At 71.0% G+C, this 18,691-nt stretch carries 13 protein-coding genes; 12 read left to right on the top strand and 1 reads right to left on the bottom strand.

The window, feature by feature from the left end:
* The 11 genes from O3438_RS08210 (at position 1) to O3438_RS08160 (ending at position 17,223) form a co-directional block, all read left to right on the top strand.
* Positions 1-462 carry a tripartite tricarboxylate transporter TctB family protein gene (locus O3438_RS08210; RefSeq protein WP_269679373.1) on the top strand — a complete coding sequence of 154 codons (462 nt, stop codon included), beginning with the start codon at positions 1-3 and terminating at the stop codon, positions 460-462.
* A 20-nt stretch (positions 463-482) separates the two neighbouring features.
* Positions 483-1,988, top strand: coding sequence for a tripartite tricarboxylate transporter permease (locus O3438_RS08205; protein ID WP_269679372.1), 1,506 nt, complete (start codon positions 483-485; stop codon positions 1,986-1,988).
* Between the two features lie 81 nt (positions 1,989-2,069).
* Positions 2,070-4,004, top strand: coding sequence for a Na+/H+ antiporter NhaA (gene nhaA / locus O3438_RS08200; RefSeq protein WP_442929578.1), 1,935 nt, complete (start codon positions 2,070-2,072; stop codon positions 4,002-4,004).
* A gap of 189 nt (positions 4,005-4,193) precedes the next feature.
* Positions 4,194-8,231 (top strand): discoidin domain-containing protein, encoded by a 4,038-nt coding sequence (locus O3438_RS08195; RefSeq protein ID WP_269679371.1) that lies wholly within the window; start codon positions 4,194-4,196, stop codon positions 8,229-8,231.
* A gap of 377 nt (positions 8,232-8,608) precedes the next feature.
* On the top strand, positions 8,609-9,820 hold the full coding sequence (locus tag O3438_RS08190; RefSeq protein WP_269679370.1) for an MFS transporter: 1,212 nt from the start codon (positions 8,609-8,611) through the stop codon (positions 9,818-9,820).
* 114 nt (positions 9,821-9,934) lie between these two features.
* A complete protein-coding gene (locus O3438_RS08185; protein WP_269679369.1) occupies positions 9,935-11,599 on the top strand; it encodes an ABC transporter substrate-binding protein in 1,665 nt (554 codons plus the stop codon).
* 6 nt (positions 11,600-11,605) lie between these two features.
* On the top strand, positions 11,606-12,562 hold the full coding sequence (locus O3438_RS08180) for an ABC transporter permease (protein WP_145780691.1): 957 nt from the start codon (positions 11,606-11,608) through the stop codon (positions 12,560-12,562).
* Entirely contained in the window at positions 12,559-13,443 is an 885-nt protein-coding gene (locus O3438_RS08175) for an ABC transporter permease (RefSeq protein WP_269679368.1), read from the top strand. Before O3438_RS08180 ends, O3438_RS08175 begins: the two co-directional genes overlap by 4 nt.
* Positions 13,440-14,438, top strand: a complete 999-nt coding sequence (locus O3438_RS08170) for an ABC transporter ATP-binding protein (protein WP_269679367.1) — start codon at positions 13,440-13,442, stop codon at positions 14,436-14,438. Before O3438_RS08175 ends, O3438_RS08170 begins: the two co-directional genes overlap by 4 nt.
* Positions 14,435-15,436: an ABC transporter ATP-binding protein gene (locus O3438_RS08165; RefSeq protein WP_269679366.1), complete on the top strand. Its 1,002-nt coding sequence runs from the start codon at positions 14,435-14,437 to the stop codon at positions 15,434-15,436. Before O3438_RS08170 ends, O3438_RS08165 begins: the two co-directional genes overlap by 4 nt.
* Positions 15,433-17,223: a gamma-glutamyltransferase family protein gene (locus O3438_RS08160; protein WP_269679365.1), complete on the top strand. Its 1,791-nt coding sequence runs from the start codon at positions 15,433-15,435 to the stop codon at positions 17,221-17,223. Before O3438_RS08165 ends, O3438_RS08160 begins: the two co-directional genes overlap by 4 nt.
* On the opposite strand, the gene O3438_RS08155 is transcribed toward O3438_RS08160, so the two are convergent.
* Positions 17,220-17,903: a GntR family transcriptional regulator gene (locus tag O3438_RS08155; RefSeq protein ID WP_269679364.1), complete on the bottom strand. Its 684-nt coding sequence runs from the start codon at positions 17,901-17,903 to the stop codon at positions 17,220-17,222. The genes O3438_RS08160 and O3438_RS08155 overlap by 4 nt on opposite strands.
* 91 nt (positions 17,904-17,994) lie before the next feature.
* Here O3438_RS08155 and O3438_RS08150 point away from each other — a divergent pair, with 91 nt between their 5' ends.
* The gene (locus tag O3438_RS08150) at positions 17,995-18,690 is read left to right on the top strand and encodes a YoaK family protein (RefSeq protein ID WP_269679363.1); all 696 of its coding nucleotides are present in this window, start codon (positions 17,995-17,997) and stop codon (positions 18,688-18,690) included.
* The last annotated feature ends 1 nt before the right edge of the window (position 18,691 follow it).

The raw sequence follows: 18,691 nt of genomic DNA, 5'->3' as shown, positions 1-18,691 counted from the left end.
GTGCAACGCCATCGGTCGTTCCCGGACGTCCTCGCCGGGGGCATGTTCGTCCTGATCGGTGGCGCATTCGTGGTGGGGGCGCTCGGCTACGAGCTGGGCACCCCGACACGGATGGGCCCGGGTGCCTTCCCGTTGCTGGTGGGCGCGGCAGTGGTCGCCCTGGGCCTGGCGATCGTCGGCAAGGGCCTGGTCGCCGGTGAGGTGATCTCGTTCGGACCGGTCCCGTGGCGGGCCGTCGCCGTCATCGTGCTCGCGGTCCTGTTCTTCGGATTCACCATCCGGCGCCTCGGATTCGTCCCGACGACGGCGGTGACCGCCCTGCTCACCACCCTGGCCAGCAGACGCGTACGGCCCCTCACGGCGGTGGCCGTGGCCGCCGGGCTGACGGTGGCCAGCACGCTCATCTTCGTCGTCGGACTTCAACTGCGGATCCCCCTGTGGGGCCCGTGGTTGGTGTTTTGACGCGGCATCGGGATTGAGGCATGGAACTCCTCGACAACCTCGCGCTGGGCTTCTCGACGGCCCTCCTGGTCCAGAACGTCCTCTACTGCTTCGTGGGAGTGCTGCTCGGCACCGCGGTGGGCGTCCTGCCCGGCATCGGACCGACCGCGACGGTCGCGATGCTGCTGCCGATCACGTTCAGCTTCGAGCCGGTGACGGCGCTGATCATGCTGGCCGGTATCTACTACGGCGCGCAGTACGGCGGTTCGACGACCGCCATCCTGATCAACCTGCCCGGTGAGTCGTCCGCGGCGGTCACCGCGCTCGACGGGCACGAGATGGCCCGCCAGGGCCGGGCCGGACCGGCCCTCGCGGCGGCGGCGATCGGGTCCTTCGTCGCGGGTACGGTCGCCACGGTGGCGCTCGCCGCCGCTGCTCCGCCGCTGGCCAGCGTCGCCTTGAAGTTCGGCCCGGCCGACTACTTCTCGCTCGTGCTGTTCGGGCTGATCGTGTCGATCGCCCTGGCCCGGGGCACTGCCCTCAAGGCGCTGGCGATGATCGCGCTCGGCGTGCTGCTCGGCACCGTCGGCCAGGACATCTACACCGGGACGCCCCGGTTCGTGTTCGAGCAGCGGGAGTTGTACGGGGGCATCGACTTCGTGTCGGTCGCCGTGGGCCTGTTCGGGGTGGCCGAGATCCTGCGCAACCTGGAGAACGAGCAGACCCGTGCGGCGATCGTCAACCGGGTGACCAACCTCTGGCCGACCCGCGAGGACCGGCGTCGGATCGTCGCCCCGATCGCGCGGGGCACCGGTCTCGGCGCCGCGCTCGGTGTCCTGCCCGGGGGCGGTCACGTGCTCGCCTCGTTCACCTCGTACGCCGTGGAGAAGCGGATCTCGAAGCGGCCGCAGGAGTTCGGGCACGGTGCGATCGAGGGTGTCGCCGGTCCCGAGTCGGCGAACAACGCCGCCGCGCAGACGTCGTTCATCCCCCTGCTCACCCTGGGTCTGCCCGCCCACCCGGTCATGGCACTGATGATCGGCGCGTTCATCGTGCACGGCATCACCCCCGGCCCGAACGTCATCAACGACGAACCGGCGCTGTTCTGGGGCCTGATCGCGTCCATGTGGATCGGCAACGTGCTCCTGCTGCTGCTGAACCTGCCGCTGATCGGGCTCTGGGTGCGCATGCTGCGCATCCCGTACCAGGTGCTGTTCCCGATGATCATCCTGTTCGCCGCGATCGGCACCTACTCGCTGAACTTCAACGCGTACGACGTCTACGCGATCGCGTTCTTCGGGATCCTGGGCTACCTGCTGATCAAGTGCGGGTGCGAGCCGGCGCCGCTGCTGCTCGGCTTCGTCCTCGGCCCGTTGCTGGAGGAGAACCTGCGACGAGCGCTCATCATCTCCCGTGGCGACCCGTCGGTCTTCGTGACCCGACCGATCTCGGCGGTGCTCCTGGCCCTGGCGGTTGCCGCGCTCGTCGTCGCCGTCCTTCCGGCGATCCGCAAGCGCCGTGCGACCGTGTTCGCCGAGGAGGAGTAGAGCTTTCCCGCCCCACGCCCGCCGGTCGGTGATGTCCCTCAATTCGGGCCGCGTGACGGTCGGGTCAACGAAGATTGTTCCGTGACGAGCAACAACCCACGCCGGGTGATGATCACCCGGACCGCCTGGGAGGGGCGGTTCAACGCTCCGCTGCGCGCGTTCCTGCGCACCGAGACCGGCGGCGCGCGGGTGGTAGTGGTCGCCGCGGTGGTGGCCCTCGTCTGGGCGAACCTGCACTCGTCGTCGTACGAGTCGGTCTGGAGCACCACCTTCTCGGTCCGGCTCGGCGACTGGCCGGTGTCGCACGACCTGCGGACCTGGGTCAACAGCGGGTTGATGACGTTCTTCTTCCTGGTCGCGGGGTTGGAGTTGCGTCGCGAGTTCGACATCGGCGAGCTGCGGGAGCGGCGGCGACTGGCGTTGCCGATGCTGGCCGGGTTCGGCGGCATGCTCGTGCCGATCGGGATCTACCTCGCGTTCAACGCGGGGCAGACCACCGCCGCCGGGTGGGGTGCCGTGATGGCGACCGACACGGCGCTTGCGCTCGGCGCCCTCGCCGTCTTCGGGCCGCGCTTCTCCGACCGGCTGCGCAGCTTCCTGCTGACCGTCTCCGTCGTCGACGACCTGGTCGCGATCGCGGTGCTGGCCATCGCGTACCCGGATCACCCCTCGCCCACGGCGTTGCTCGTCGCGGCGGCGATCTTCGGTCTCGTGCTGCTCGTCCGGGCGTGGGGCGTGCGGTTCGGGCCGATCTACGCGCTGTTGGGGGTGGCGGCCTGGGTCGCGGTCTCGGAGTCCGGTGTCGACCCCGTCGTGGTGGGCCTGGTGATGGGGCTGCTGACCTACGCGTACGCCCCCGGGCGGGACGAACTGCAGCACGCGAGCGACCAGTTCCGCCTCTTCCGGGAACAGCCGACCCCGCAGCTCGCCCGGATGGCCCAGGCCGGTCTCACCTCGGCGCTGTCGCCGAACGAGCGGCTGCAGACCCTCTACCACCCGTGGGCGAGCTACGTGGTCGTGCCGCTGTTCGCCCTGGCGAACGTCGGGATCGTCCTCGACGGTGAGCTGCTGTCCAGGGCCGTGACCTCGCCGGTGACGCTCGGCGTCGTGGCGGCGTACGTCGTCGGCAAGCCGCTCGGGATCGTGGCCACCTCGTGGCTGGTGGCCCGGCTGAGCGGGAACCGCTTCCGGCCACCCGTCGGCTGGGTGGCCGTGGCGGGCGTCGGCACTGTCTCCGGCATCGGGTTCACCGTCGCCCTCCTGATCGCCACCCACGCCCTGCACGGCCCGGCGCTGGACGAGGCGAAGTTCGGCATCCTGGTCGCGACGGTCGGTGCGTCCGTCGTGACCTGGTTGGTGTTCCGTGCTGTCGCCCGCCTCTCGCCGTCGCGACGTGCGCGCGCTCTGCTCGGCGTCACCGAGGCCATCGTCGATCTGAAGCTTGCTGTCGAGTCGGGGCGCGACCACATGCGTGGGGCGCTCGACGCGCCGGTGACGGTAGTGGAGTACGGCGACTTCGAGTGCCCCTACTGCGGGCAGGCCGAGCCGGTGGTGCGGGAGATGCTGGCCGACTTCGCCAATGTCCGGTACGTCTGGCGACACCTGCCGCTCACCGACGTCCACCCGCACGCCCAACTCGCCGCCGAGGCCGCCGAGGCGGCGGGGGAGCAGGGCTCGTTCTGGGAGATGCACGACCTGCTCCTCACCCACCAGGACGCGCTCAATCCCACCGACCTGCTGGGCTACGCCGAGCGCCTCGGCCTGGATCTCGACATGTTCCGGGAGCACATGGGCAAGCGACTGGGCGTGGACCGGGTGGCCGAGGACGTCGAGTCCGCCGACCTCAGCGGCGTCACCGGCACCCCGACCTTCTTCATCAACGGCCGTCGCCACCACGGCGCGTACGACATCGTCGCGCTCTCGGCGGCGGTGAAGGGGGCGTTCGCCGCCGCGAAGCTCCGCCCGGAGTACCACCGTCGCGACCGTCAGCACCGCGACGACCCGCCGACGAGCTGACCGCCCGTCATCCGGCCCGGTGGCCGGCGGATCCCGCGGTCGCGCCGCGTCCGACGTGGATTCACGTGCGCACCGTGTTCGTGGGATCACGATCGACGTGAACTCTTGACTCCGGCGAAACATGCGGCCACGATCTGACAACGTTGTCAGAGACCGTCGATTGACAACGTTGTCCCGTCTGGAGGCACAATGTCCGAGCAAGCGCCCCTGTCGCGGCGTACCTTCCTCTCCGCCGGAGCCACGCTGCTGGCGTCGGTCGGGGTGGCCGCGGTCCTACCGGACGCCGTCGCGGCCGCCGCTCCGGCGACGCCGCCTGCCACCCCGCAGGCCACCGACCTCGCCCGGTACCGTCCGGTCGCGGTCTCCTCGACCGACTACGCGCCGACGCCCGCGACCTTCGCGGTGGACGGTCTGCCGCAGGTCGGCGTCCGGGGGAGTGGGTGGCGGGCCGCCGGCAACGCCGATCCGCAATGGATCTCCGTGGACCTGCAGGCGCCCTGCCGGGTCGAGGCGATCACCCTGGTCTTCGAGGCCACGCTCGCCGACGGGCCGTTCGACGGCAACTACACCGAGACCGACGGCGACGAGATCCTCTCCAGCGCCGCCACGTCGTACCGGATCGAGGTCTCCACCGACGGCCGCACCTGGACGTCGGTGTACGAGACGACCGAGGGTCAGGGCGGCGTACAGGCGATCAAACTGCCGGAGCCGGTCACCGCCCGGTGGATCCGCATGACGGCCACGAAGCGTTCGAACAGCAACCCGGTGGGCCTCAACGGGTTCCAGGTCTACGGAGTGCCCCTGGCGGGACGGCCGAACGTCGAGGGCTGGACCAGTTGGGAGGACGGCAACACCGGCCCGGCTCCCGCGCTGAGTGTCGCCGCCGACGGCACGGTGCCGCTGGAGTCGGGCTGGTCGTTGACAATGGACGACTTCGCCGGCACCGCCGACGGCGCCGAACTCTCCCGGGCGGGTGTCGACGTCCGCTCCTGGCTACCGGCGACGGTGCCCGGCACAGTGCTGGGCACCCTGGTCGAGCAGGGGCACCTGCCCGACCCGGTGTCCGGCTTCAACAACATGCGCATCCCGGAGGCGCTGTCCCGGCACACCTGGTGGTACCGGCGCGCCCTGCGGTTGCCGCGCGAGCTGGACACGTCGGCCGGTCGGCGGATCTGGCTGGAGTTCGACGGCATCAACCACGAGGCGACCGCCTGGGTCAACGGCGTGCAGGTCGGCAGCGTCAAGCACCCGTTCGCGCGGGCTGCCTTCGACATCACCGACGCCCTCGCCGGTCACCGCGGCGAGCACGTCCTCGCCGTCCGGGTCACCCCGATGCCGCACCAGGGCACCCCCGGTGACAAGGGCGCCGACGGCCGTACCTTCCTCCAGTCGGCCCACCACTACCTCGACGCGCCGACCTACCTCGCGGTGTCCGGTTGGGACTGGATGCCCGCCGTCCGCGACCGGGTCACCGGCCTCTGGGACCACGTCCGGCTGCGGAGCACCGGTGCCGTCGTCGTCGGCGACCCGCACGTGCAGACCACGCTGCCGGACCTGCCGGACACCGGCGCCGCCGAGGTCACCATCCGGGTGCCGGTCCGCAACGCGACGGCCACCGCCACCACAGTCACCGTCCGCGCCGAGTTCGACAAGGTACGCGTCGAGTCCACTGTCACCGTCCCCGCCAACGGAAGCACCACTGTCACCTTCGCGCCGGAGCGCCACCCCGCGTTGCGCCTGCGCAAGCCCCGGCTGTGGTGGCCCAACGGCTACGGCGACCCCCACCTGTACGACCTCACGCTCACCGCCACCGTCAAGCGGACCGTCAGCGACCGGCGTGAGCTGCGCTTCGGTGTCCGACAGTTCGCCTACGACTGGCACCAGCCGATCGTGATCTCGCCGCCCGGCAAGCCCGCCCTGGAGTTCGTTGACGGGGCGGCGACGCAGACCGTCACGTTCGACCGGCAGCACGCCCGACACGTACGCATCCAGGCCGGCCAGCGCGCGACCGGCTGGGGTATCTCGATGTTCGCGCTGTCGGTGGCCGACGGCACCGGGCCGGACCTCGCCCTGCGCCGCGACGCGACGGCCTCGTCGGCGGAGAACGACACCAACGTGGCCGCCAGGGCCGTCGACGGCGACGCGGCGACCCGCTGGGCCTCGAAGGCCGAGGACGACCAGTGGATCCAGGTCGACCTCGGCGCGGCCGTCGACTTCGACCGGGTCACCATCGTCTGGGAGCAGGCGTACGCGCTCGACTACCGCGTCCAGGTCTCCGCCGACGGCGGCGCCTGGACCGACGTGAAGTCGGTCAGCAACGACACTCCGCTGGGCAGCCGCGCCGACCAGGTCGAGACGTTCGCCAGCCAGACCGCTCGACACCTGCGCATCCAGACCGGTGCGCGGGTGACCTCGTGGGGAGTGTCCATGTGGGCGCTCTCGGTGCAGCGGCAGGCCGAGCCGGACGTGGACCTGGCCCTGGGCAAGACCGCCAGCGCGTCGTCGTCGGACGGCGACTCCAACGGCCCGGAGCGGGCCGTCGACGGCAACCCCCGGACCCGCTGGTCGTCGACCTTCGAGGACAACCAGTACATCCAGGTCGACCTCGGCGCACCGGTCACGTTCGACCAGGTCACCATCGTCTGGGAGCAGGCGTACGCCCGCGACTTCGTCATCCAGGTCTCGGACGACGGGCAGTCGTGGACCGACGTGAAGTCGGTCAGCAACAAGATCACCGAGCTGAAGATCAGTGTCAACGGTGTGCCGGTGTTCGCCCGGGGCGGCAACTGGGGCTGGGACGAGCTGTTGCGTCGGGTGCTGCCGGACCGACTGGCCGACACCGTCGAGATGCACCGCGACATGAACTTCACGATGATCCGCAACTGGCTCGGCAGCAGCAACCGTGAGGAGCTGTACCGGGCCTGCGACGAGCAGGGCATCCTGGTCTGGAACGACTTCTGGCAGGCCGGCGGGTTCCTGCCCAACCCGCCCGGCTACGTCGACATCGCCGCCGACACGATCCGGCGGTTCCGGCACCACCCGAGCATCGTGGTGTGGTGCGGCGCCAACGAGGGTGACCCGCCGCCGATCGTCGACGCCGGCCTCAAGCAGGCCGTCAGCACCGAGCACCCGGAGATCCTCTACATCCCCAACTCCGCCAGCGGCATCGTGAGCGGACGCGGGCCGTACCACTGGGTCGACCCGAGCACCTACACCGACGTGACGATGTACGAGGCCGACTCCTTCGGCTTCCACACCGAGATCGGCATGCCGGTCGTGTCGGTGACGGAGAGCATGCGCAACCTCGTCGGCGACGCGAAGGAGTGGCCGATCAGCGAGGTGTGGAACTACCACGACTGGTCGACCATCGGTAACCAGCGCGTCGGCACGTACCAGGCGGCCATCGACGCGCGGCTCGGCGAGTCCGTCTCGCTCGACGAGTTCGCCACCCGGGCGCAGTTCGTCAACTACGAGAGTCACCGCGCCATGTTCGAGGCGTGGAACGCCAACCTGTGGCAGGACGCCACAGGTCTGCTGCTGTGGATGTCGCACCCGGCGTGGCACAGCACGGTCTGGCAGACCTACGACTACGACCTCGACGTGAACGGCGCCTACTACGGGGCCCGTAAGGGCTGCGAGCCGCTGCACGTGCAGGCCGACCCGGGCACCTGGCAGGTCCGCGTGGTGAACCACACCGCGACGGCGGTCACCGGCGTGACGGTCACCGCCCGGCGGTACGACCTGAGCGGCCGGTCGTTGGGTACGCCGCAGCGGCAGCGGGTGGACGTGGCCCGGTCGGCCACGACGGCGGCCTTCCCGCTCGCCGCGCTGGACGGTGGCGGGCTGCACTTGGTCCGCCTGGAGCTGCGCGACAGCCGCGACCGGCTGCTCACGGAGAACACCTACTGGCGCTACGACAAGGCCGAGCAGATGCGGGCGCTCAACGACCTGCCGAACACCCGCCTGTCGACGTCGTCGGGCACCGTCCGTGTCGTGGACGGCCGGAACACCGTCACCACGACGGTCCGCAACCAGGGCCGTACCGTCGCCGCGTTGGTGCGGCTCGCCGTGCGCGACCAGCATGGTGAGAGGGTCCTGCCGGCCCGCTTCGACGACAACTACTTCTGGCTCCTGCCGGGGGAGACCCGCGAGGTGCGGGTGTCCTGGCCCGCGCGGCCGGGCCTGGCCCGGCAGGCCCGGGTGACGGCGCAGGCGTACAACTCCTAGGCTCGGTCGGTCACGTCGGTCGCCCCTGTCGGGGCGGACGCGGAATTGAGCGGTATACCTCAGAGGTATGGATATGACTCTGAGGTATACCGCTCAACAGCACATCGACATGCCGGGCCAGCCAACGAGCACGTTGCCGAGAGGCTTCGGCGTCGTCTGCGGTGAGATGAGCCAGCCGGGTGCCTGGGCCGGCGCTACGTGCGGCCCTCCGGCCTGGGCCTGGGCTGAGCACGCAGCCACCTGATGTGGTCGTTTCGGGCTGTTACCGCATCTCCGCCGGGGTCGAGACCCATGCTGTACGCGGGAACAGAGGCCGCGACGGGAGCGTGCGGGAGTCGACGGCACGCAGGCAGGGGTCCGACCCGGGAGGACTGACCATGTCCGACGCGAGCCGTGCCGGGGGCGTGACGCCTCGGTCGACGTCCGGTGCGGTACGGGTCGCGTTCGCGTTCTGGATCACGCTCGTGGGCACCACAGTGCCGACCCCGCTCTATCCGCTCTACGAGATGGAGTTCGGGTTCTCGTCGTTGACCGTGACAGTGGTCTACGCGTTGTACGCGTTGGGCGTGGTCGTCGGGCTGCTGGTCTTCGGTCGGCTCTCCGACCAGATCGGCCGCCGTCCGGTCATCCTCATCGCGCTGGTGCTGTCCGCCGCCGCGGACGCCGTCTTCCTGTTCGCCGTGGACCTGGCGATGATCATCGCCGGTCGGATCATCGCCGGACTCTCCGCCGCGCTGATCATCGGCGCGGCGACCGCGGCGCTGGCGGAGCTGATCGACCGTCGGCATCCGAAACGCGCCGCCACCGTATCGATCTTCGCGAACCTCGGTGGGCTCGCGACCGGCACCCTGCTGTCCGGGATCGTGTCGGACGTGGCCCCGGATCCGCTCCGGCTGCCCTGGGTGATCGTGCTGGTCCTGGCCGTCGTCGCGATCGTCGCGTTGCGCGGTGTGCCGGAGACGGTGCGGGAACGGTCACCGGTGACCCTCCGGGTGCAACGGTTGTCGGTGCCGGCGGCCATCCGGGGTGACTTCGTCCGCTCGGCGATCACCGCCGGGGCGGGCTTCGCGGCTCTCGGAGTGCTCACGTCGGTGACCGGGCTGTTCCTCGGCATGGTCCTGCACGAGAGGTCGCACACCCTCGCGGCGCTCGTGGTCTTCGTCGCCTTCGCCGGCGCCGCGTTCGGTCAGTTGCTGACCCGCGTCCTCTCCTCGCGCGCCGCACTCGCCTACGCCTGCGCCGGTCTGGTCGTGGGGGCCGGCCTGCTCGCGTTCAGCATGTGGATGGCTCTGCTGGCGACGCTCTTCGTCAGCGCGGCGGTCATCGGGGTCGCGTCCGGGGTGGCGGTCGGCGACGGCGTCGCGACGATCACGATGAAGACGCCGCCGCAGCACCAGGCCGAGGCGGTGTCGACCTTCTTCGCGATTCTGTTCGCGATGCTCGGCGTGCCCGCCGTCGGGGTCGGCCTGCTGATCCAGACGATCGGGCTGCGGCCCGCCGGCGAGATCTTCAGCGCGGTGGTGGCGGTGCTCGCGCTGGTCGTCCTGCTCAGTCTCGTGCGGGGCGGCCGGGCCCGGCCGGCGAGCTGATCGGTGCCGTCCTGCCAGGGTGTCTGGCCGGCGTGGAAAGCCATTCACGGAGGTCTTGCGGCACTCATCGTATACAACATACGCTCCCGGAATCGCCCATTCGAGGAGCTCCCCATGACGAACCTCTCCGTCAGCGAAACGAGCCGTGTCCTTCGGGTCGCGGTCGCGGCGGCCACCGCCGTCTGCGCGGTCGTCGCCTGCTCACCGGTGTCGGACAGCGGCGGCGGCGACCAGTCCGGCGGCAACCAGTCGGCAGGCCAGGACTCCTTCGGTACGCCGGCCGATCCCGCCGCCGTGAAGCAGGGCGGCAGGTTGGTCATCGCCCTCTCCGCCGAGCCCGACGCGTTGGACCCGACGCTGTCCAGAAGCCTCTACTCCCGCTACGTCTTCCAGGCGATGTGCCAGAAGCTCTACGACGTCGACGAGAAGGCGCAGGTCGTACCGCAGCTCGCGACCGCGCTGCCCACGACGAGCAGCGACGGCCGGACGGTGACCATCCCGCTGCGGCCGGGGGTGCGCTTCGCGGACGGGACGCCCTTCGACTCCGCCGCCGTGAAGGCCACGGTGCAACGCCACCTCACCAACTCCCGGTCGGCGCGCAAGAGCGAACTCGGCCCCATCGACGGCATCGACACCCCCGACGCGCAGACCGTCGTCCTGCGGTTGAAGCAGCCGTTCGCGCCGCTGCTGGGAGCCCTGGCCGACCGGGCCGGCATGATCATGAGCAGCAAGGCGCTGCAGAGCCTGGGTGACGACTTCGCCTCCGCACCGGTCTGCGTCGGCCCCTTCAAATTCGCCAAGCGGGTGCCCCAGAACTCGATCGACGTCGTGAAGGACCCGAACTACTACGACGCGGCCAAGGTGCACCTCGACGCCATCTCGTGGCGGATCCTCACCGACGCGAGCATCCGCGCCGCCAACCTGCGCTCCGGCGACGTGCAGGTCGCCGACAGCGTGTCCACCCAGGACTTCGCCGCCCTGCGGCAGGACGCCGCGATCTCCGTCCTGCAGTCGCAGTCCCTCGGCTACCAGGGCCTGACCATCAACGTCGGCAACGTCGACGGCGTCGGCACCGCACCCAAGCCGATCAACCGCCCTCTCGCCCAGAACGCCAAGGTACGGCAGGCCTTCGAGCACGCCATCGACCGCAAGGCGCTCGTCGACGCGGTCTTCAACGGTCTGCACGCCGCCGCCTGCTCGCCGATCTCCCCCGCGAGCCCGTTCTCGTCGCCCGAGGCGCAGACCTGCCCGGCCCACGACCCCGCCAAGGCCAAGCAGTTGCTCACCGAGGCGGGGGTGCAGACGCCGTACCCGGTGACGATGCTCGCCTCCAACACCCCCGACACGCTGCGGCTCGCCCAGGCGTTGCAGTCCATGGTCAAGGACGGCGGGTTCGACCTGAAGATCAACCCGGTCGAGTACTCGTCGCTCCTCGACGAGCAGGACCGCGGCAACTTCGAGCTGTTGCAACTCGGCTGGAGCGGGCGGATCGACCCGGACGCCAACATCACGAACTTCGTCGGCACTGGGGCCAGCCAGAACGTCGCCGGCTACAGCAATCCACAGCTCGACACACTGCTGACCCAGGCCCGCCAGGCCGGCGACGTCGAGGAGCGCAAGAAGCTGTACGGGCAGGCGGTCACGCTGCTCCAGCAGGACGACGCGCTGATCTACCTCTACCGGCAGCGGAACCTCACCGCCGTCAGCAAGCAGATCCAGGGCCTCCAGGTCTTCCCGGACGGTGTGCTCCGGGCGGGCTTCGCCGGCTTCGCCAAGTAGGTCACCGTGGCCCGATATCTGCTCACCCGCGCCTGGCAGTCGGCGCTGACCCTGCTGCTGTCGACGGTCGTGGTCTTCGTCGGCGTACGGGCGCTGCCCGGTGACCCGGCCCTCGCCCTGGCCGGCGAGGACCGGTCACCGGAGGCGTTGGAGGCGATCCGCCGCCACTACGGGCTGGACCAACCACTGCCGGTCCAGTTCGCGCAGTACGTGGAGCGCATGGCACAGGGCGACTTCGGGGTGTCGATCCGCACCGGCACGCCGGTCTCGTCGATGCTCACGACCGCCCTGCCGGTGACCGTCGAGTTGTCCGTCCTGGCGATCCTCATCGCCTCGGCGCTCGGGGTCGGCGCGGGTGTGCTCGCCGCGGTGCGTCGCGGACGGCCAGCGGAGTGGCTGGCCAACGGTCTGGCGCTGATCGGCCTGTCGGTGCCGCACTTCTGGCTGGGGCTGCTCGCGATCCTCTACCTGTCCGTGGCGACCGGGCTGTTCCCCGCCTCCGGCTTCGTGCCGATCCTGGAGGACCCCGTGGACAACCTGCACCACATCGTCCTGCCGGCGGTCATCCTCGGGACCGGCCTCGCCGCCATCATCATGCGGCAGACCCGCTCGGCGATGCTGGACTCGCTCTCGTCGGACTACGTGCGCACCGCGAAGGCCAAGGGCCTTCGCCCGCGAGCCGTCATCACCCGGCACGCGCTGCGCAACAGCCTCATCGTGGTGGTGACCGTCGTGGGTCTCCAACTCGGAGGGCTGATCTCGGGCGCGGTGGTCACCGAACAGATCTTCGGGCTCCCGGGCTTCGGCAAGATGACCATCGACGCGGTGTTCCAACGGGACTACCCGGTGATCCAGGCCGTCGTCCTGCTCACCGCGACGGCCTACATCGTGATCAATTTCCTGGTGGACCTGCTCTACTCGGTCATCGACCCCCGCATCCGGGTGACGGGAGATCCGGCATGACCGTCCTCACCGTACCGATGGCGGAGACCGCGGTCGGCGTCACCAGGCGTACGCGGGTGCTGCGTCGGCTGCGCCGCAACCCCCTCGCGGTGGTCAGCTTCGTCGTGCTCGCGCTCGCGGCGGTCATCGCGCTGCTCTCGCCGTGGATCGCGCCGTACTCCGTCGACCAGACCGACTTCGCCCGTACCCTCGCACCTCCCGGCACCGCCGGGCACGTGCTCGGCACCGACGACCTCGGTCGGGACGTCCTCTCCAGGATCATGCTCGGTGCCCGGGCGTCGTTGCAGGTGGGGCTCCTGGCGGTGGCCACCTCCCTGGTCATCGGGGTGCCACTCGGGCTGGCGGCCGGCTACTTCCGCGCCTGGGACGCGGTCATCTCGCGCTTCACCGACCTGCTGCTCGCCTTCCCGTTCCTGATCATGGCGGTGGGGTTGGCGGCCATCCGGGGCGCCAGCCTCGGCAACGCGGCGGTGGCCATCGGCATCGCCCAGATCCCCGGGGTGATCCGGGTCGTCCGCTCGGACACGCTGCGCCTCAAGTCGTTGGACTTCGTCGCGGCCGCCGTCGTGGACGGGGCGAGTGACCTGTGGGTGCTGACCCGGCACATCCTGCCGAACGCGACGTCGGTGATCCTGGTGCAGGCCACGGTCGCCATTCCGGCCGCGATCCTCGGCGAGGCGGTGCTGTCCTTCCTCGGCCTCGGCATCCAACCACCAGCGCCCAGCCTGGGCACCATGCTGGCGACCGCCCAGCAGTTCGCCGCCCGGGCGCCGTGGGCGGCCGTCTTCCCCGGAGTGGTGATCATGGGCTTGGCGCTGGCGTTCAACGTCTTCGGTGACGCCCTGCGGGACGCCCTCGACCCGAAGGGAGACCGCCGATGACCACGCCCGTGCTGGAGATCCGCGACCTGTCGGTGTCCTTCCCGACCGAGACCGGCACCGTCTCGGCGGTGGACGGCGTCAGCCTGGACCTCGCCCCCGGGGAGATCGTCGGAATGGTCGGCGAGTCCGGGTGCGGAAAGAGCGTCACCGCGATGAGCATCGCCGGCCTGCTGCCCGCCAGCGCCCGGATCACCGGCTCCGTACGCCTCGACGGCACCGAACTGGTCGGCGCCCGCGAGTCGGCGCTGCGCCGGGTACGCGGCCAGGAGATCGCCTACATCTTCCAGGAGCCGATGACGTCCCTGAATCCGGTGCTCACCGTCGGGCGTCAGATCGGGGAGGTGCTCCAGGTCCACGAGCGGATGTCCCGACGGGCGGCGCGGGCCCGCGCCGTCGAGCTGTTGACGCTCGTCGGCATCCCCTCCGCGGCCCTTCGGGTCGACACCTATCCGCACCAGCTCTCCGGCGGCATGCGGCAACGCGTGATGATTGCGATGGCGGTGGCCTGCGGCCCGAAGGTGCTGGTGGCCGACGAACCGACCACGGCGCTGGACGTGACCGTCCAGGCCGGCATCCTCCAGGTGCTGCGCGACCTGCGCGACCGGCTCGGCACGAGCGTCCTCATCATCACGCACGACCTTGGCGTGATCGCCGACATCGCGGACCGCGTCGTCGTCATGTACGCCGGGCGCGTCGTGGAGCGTGCACCGGTGGACGACCTGTTCGCACACCCACGGCACCGGTACACCGCCGGGCTGCTGTCGGCGTCACCGCGGCCGGGTCGGCACGCCGGCACGGACCGGTTGACCGAGATTCCCGGGCTGGTGCCGGTGCTGTCGACGCAACCCGACGCGTGCACCTTCGCGGACCGCTGCCCGGCCGCCGACACGACATGCCGCGACTCCGCCCCGCCACTGTCGGGCATCGGTGGCGACGGCCACCTCGCCGCGTGCTGGCACCCCTGCCCCACGGCACCCCAGGAGGCGACCCGATGACGCCGCAACCGCCCGCCCTGGAGATCGAGGACCTGGTGATGCACTTCGGCCCGGTCCGCGCCGTCGACGGGGTGTCCCTGAGCATCCCGAGGGGTCGGGTCACCGCTTTGGTGGGGGAGAGCGGCTCCGGCAAGTCGACGGTGGGCCGGTGCGTGGTGCGGCTGGTCGAGCCCACCGGGGGAACGGTCCGGATCGCCGGCACCGACGTCACCCACCTGTCCCGACGACGGCTGCGCCCGCACCGTGGCGCGGTGTCGATCGTCTTCCAGGACCCGGCCGCGTCACTGGACCCGCGCATGCTGGTCGGCGAGATCGTGGCCGAGCCGCTGCGGCTGGCCGGCAGGCGGCTCTCCCGACGCGAACGGGACGCCCGCGTCGCTCCGCAACTCGAACGGGTGGGCCTGCGCGCCGAGGTCGCACGTCGCTACCCCCACGAGCTGTCCGGCGGGCAACGCCAACGGGTCAGCATCGCCCGGGCGCTGATCTCCGAACCGATGCTGCTCATCGCCGACGAACCGACCAGCGCGCTCGACGTGTCGGTGCAGGCGTCGGTGCTCAACCTCCTCGCCGACCTGCAACGCGACATCGGTTTCGCCTGCCTCTTCATCACCCACGACCTGTCCGCCGTCGAGTACCTGGCCGACGAGATCGCCGTCATGTACCTGGGCCAACTCGTCGAGAAGGGCACCCGCGAGCGGATCTTCGCCCGGCCCGCCCACCCGTACACCCAGGCTCTGCTGTCCGCCGCGCCGGTGGCCGACCCGGTGCGCCAACGGCAGCGTCAGCCGGTGCTGCTCGGCGACGACCTGCCCTCCGCTCTCGATCCACCGTCCGGCTGCCGCTTCCGGACCCGGTGCCCGCTCGCCTTCGACAGGTGCGCGACGGAGGTGCCGGCGCAGACGGCCATCGGCGACGGCATGGCCGCCTGCCACCTGGTCCGGCCGGACGGCACCGGCCCCGACGTTCGCACCGCGGATACCAGTGAGGTGTTGTCATGACGTTCACCACCCGACCCACGTTGCAGGGCACCTTCGGCATGGTGTCCTCGACGCACTGGCTCGCCAGCCAGGCGGCGATGGGCATCCTCGAACGCGGCGGCAACGCCTTCGACGCGGCGGTCACCGCCGGGTTCGTCCTGCACGTGGTCGAGCCGCACCTGAACGGCCCGGGCGGCGAGGTCCCGGCCATCGTGGCCACCGCGCGGGATCCCAGGCCGAAGGTGCTGTGCGGGCAGGGGCCGGCACCGGCCGGCGCGACCATCGCGCACTTCCGTTCCCTCGGGATGGACCTCGTCCCGGGAGCCGGGCCGCTCGCGGCGGCCGTACCCGGTGCCGTGGACGCCTGGCTCCTGCTGCTGCGCGAGCACGGCACGCTCACCCTCGCCGAGGTGCTGGAGCCGGCGATCGGCTACGCCGGCGCCGGTCACCCGCTGGTGGGCCGGGTCGGTGACACGGTGACGGCCGTGCGCGCGTTGTTCGAGGAACACTGGCCGACGTCCGCCGCGCTCTGGCTGCGCGACGGCCGACCACCGCGCGCCGGGGAGATGGTCACCAACCCGGCGTACGCGGACACCCTGCGCCGACTGGTGGAGGCGGCGCAGGCGGCCGGCGCGGACCGGGAGGCGCAGATCGAGGCCGCGCGACGGGCCTGGAGTACGGGTTTCGTCGCCGAGGCGATCGACGCGTTCAGCCGGCGGCCGTTCCAGGACTCCAGCGGCCGACCGCATGCCGGTCTGGTCACCGGGGACGACCTGGCCGCGTACTCGGCGACCTGGGAGGAGCCCGCCACCCTCGACTGGCACGGCTACTCGGTGGCGAAGACCGGGTTCTGGGGTCAGGGACCGGTGCTGCTGCAGGCGCTGGCCACCCTCGACGCGCTCGACGAGCCCGCCGCGTTCGACCCGGACACCGCGACCGGTGTGCACGCCCAGGTCGAGGCGCTCAAGCTCGCCTTCGCCGACCGGGAAGCCTGGTACGGCGACGACGTGGACGTGCCCGCCAAGGCGCTGCTGTCCCGGGAGTACGCGCGGGAGCGGGCGGCACTGGTCGGTGACCGCGCGTCGGCGCAGTTGCGACCGGGGCGTCCCGACGGGGCACAACCTCGCCTGCCGGCCCACGTCCGGCCCGGTGCCGGGCGGCGGGCCGACCCGACGGACCCGACGACGGGGGAGCCGACGGTGCAGTCGGACGGGGTGACCCGTGGCGACACCTGTCACGTCGACGTGGTCGACAGGTGGGGCAACATGATCTCCGCTACCCCGAGTGGTGGCTGGTTGCAGAGTTCGCCGACGATCCCGGAACTCGGCTTCCCGTTGGGCAGCAGGTTGCAGATGTTCTGGCTGGAGGAGGGCCTCGCCTCGTCGTTGGCGCCGGGGCGGCGACCGCGTACGACGTTGAGCCCGACGATGGTGCACCGCGACGGTGAGCCGGTGCTGGCCTGCGGAACGCCCGGTGGCGATCAGCAGGACCAGTGGCAGTTGCCGTTCCTGCTCCGGCACCTCGTCGGCGGTCGGACCCTTCAGGAGGCGATCGACGCCCCGGCCTGGCACACGCTCGGCCTGCCGGGGTCGTTCTACCCACGGGATTCCGAGCCCGGTGTCCTGGTGGTGGAGGACCGCTACGACGACAGCGTGCTGGGGGCCCTGCGGGCGTACGGGCACGAGGTGCGGGTGGTCGACGGGTGGAGTCTCGGTCGGCTCTGCGCCGTGACCCGTGACCCGGCGACGGGTGTGCTCGCCGCCGGTGCGAACCCCCGGGGGATGCAGGGCTACGCGTGCGGCCGTTAGGCGGTGACTCCGTAGCCGCCCTCGGCGTTCTCGTGGGCGGCGGCGGACGCCGCGTCGAGGTGGGCGAGCGCGGCCCGCTCGGCGCGGTCGCCGTCGCCTGACTCGATGGCGTCGACGAGTTGGATGTGTTCGGCCCACGAGTGTGGTGCGCGTTCCGCCGCCCCGAGCCGGAAGACCCACTGGACATGGAGGTAGAGCGACTTGGCGATCGACGACAGCCAGGGGTTTCCGCTGATCTGGAGGATGCGCAGGTGCAGCATGCTGTTCAGTTCGGCGACCCGGGCCAGGTCCTGTCGCTGGGTCGCCTCGCGGCCCTGGTCGAGCAGGGCCCTAAGGGCGGCCACGTCGGCGGCGGTGGCCCGTTCGGCGGCCAGTCGGGCGGCCAGCGTCTCCAGGCGCTCACGGACGGCGAACATGTCGGCGATGGTCCCGCTGCTGGGTGAGGCGACGACGGCTCCCCGGCGGGGGAGGATCAGGACGAAGCCCTCGGCCTCGGCGACGCGCAGCGCCTCCCGGACCGGGTTGCGGGAGACGCCGAAGTCCTCGGCGAGCCGGTCCTCGGTGAGCCGTTCACCGGGTAGGTAGTTGCCGTCGATGATCGCGGTGCGCAGTGCGGTGAGGACCTGATCGCGTAGCGGCAGGTGTTGGGTGCCGAGCTTGTCCCGCAGATCGTCAGCCACCTGGTCGCCTCTCCGTGAACATGTCCGGACAAAGTGTATACGAAGAACAATCTCTGGAGGGTGGCCGACAGTGCCGAGCACAGTCCCCCGCGTGATCCAGCCCGACCTCGCAGCTCAGCAGGACCCGCGCCTCCTGCGCCGACGGCACGCGCTCGTCGTCGTGCTCACCTTCCTGAGCGGCAGCGCCGACGCCCTCGGGTTCCTCTCCCTCGGCGGGGCCTTCGCCAGCGTCATGACCGGCAACATGGTCCTGCTCGGACTCTCCGCGGGCCGGGGCGACGCCGAGCTGGCTCTGACGTCGGGCTGCGCCATCGTCAGCTTCATCGTCGGTGTCCTCGCGGGTGCCCGCGTCGTCGGCTCGGCGCAACCGGGCGACCCGGTCTGGCCCCGTCGGGTCACCTGGGCGCTGGTCCTGGAACTGGTGGTGTTCGTCGTGTTCCTCGTGGTCTGGGAGGTCACCCTCCACACCCCCGACGCGCGCGTCCACCTCGCGCTGCTCATGCTGTCCGCCGTCGCGCTGGGCATCCAGAGCAGTGCCATCCAACGCTTCGGCGTCCCCGGCCTGTCCTCCACGTACCTGACCGGCACGCTCACCAGCCTGATCGCCGGCGTCGCCGCGCGCAGCCCGTGGGACAACCTGCGCCCCAAGGTCCAGGTCCTGCTGGCCCTGATGGTCGGCGCTGGGGTCGGCGCGCTCGTCGCCCTGCATCTGCCGGTCGTCGCCCCGGCGTTGCTGATCGTGCCGCTGCTGCTCGTCATCACCGTGTCCGCGCGGATGAGGGCCTGAG

The organism is Micromonospora sp. WMMC250, assembly GCF_027460215.1.
GTDB lineage: Bacteria > Actinomycetota > Actinomycetes > Mycobacteriales > Micromonosporaceae > Micromonospora > Micromonospora taraxaci.
The sequence above is the reverse complement of the archived record's forward strand: the minus strand, read 5'-3'. Positions and strand labels throughout refer to the sequence as shown.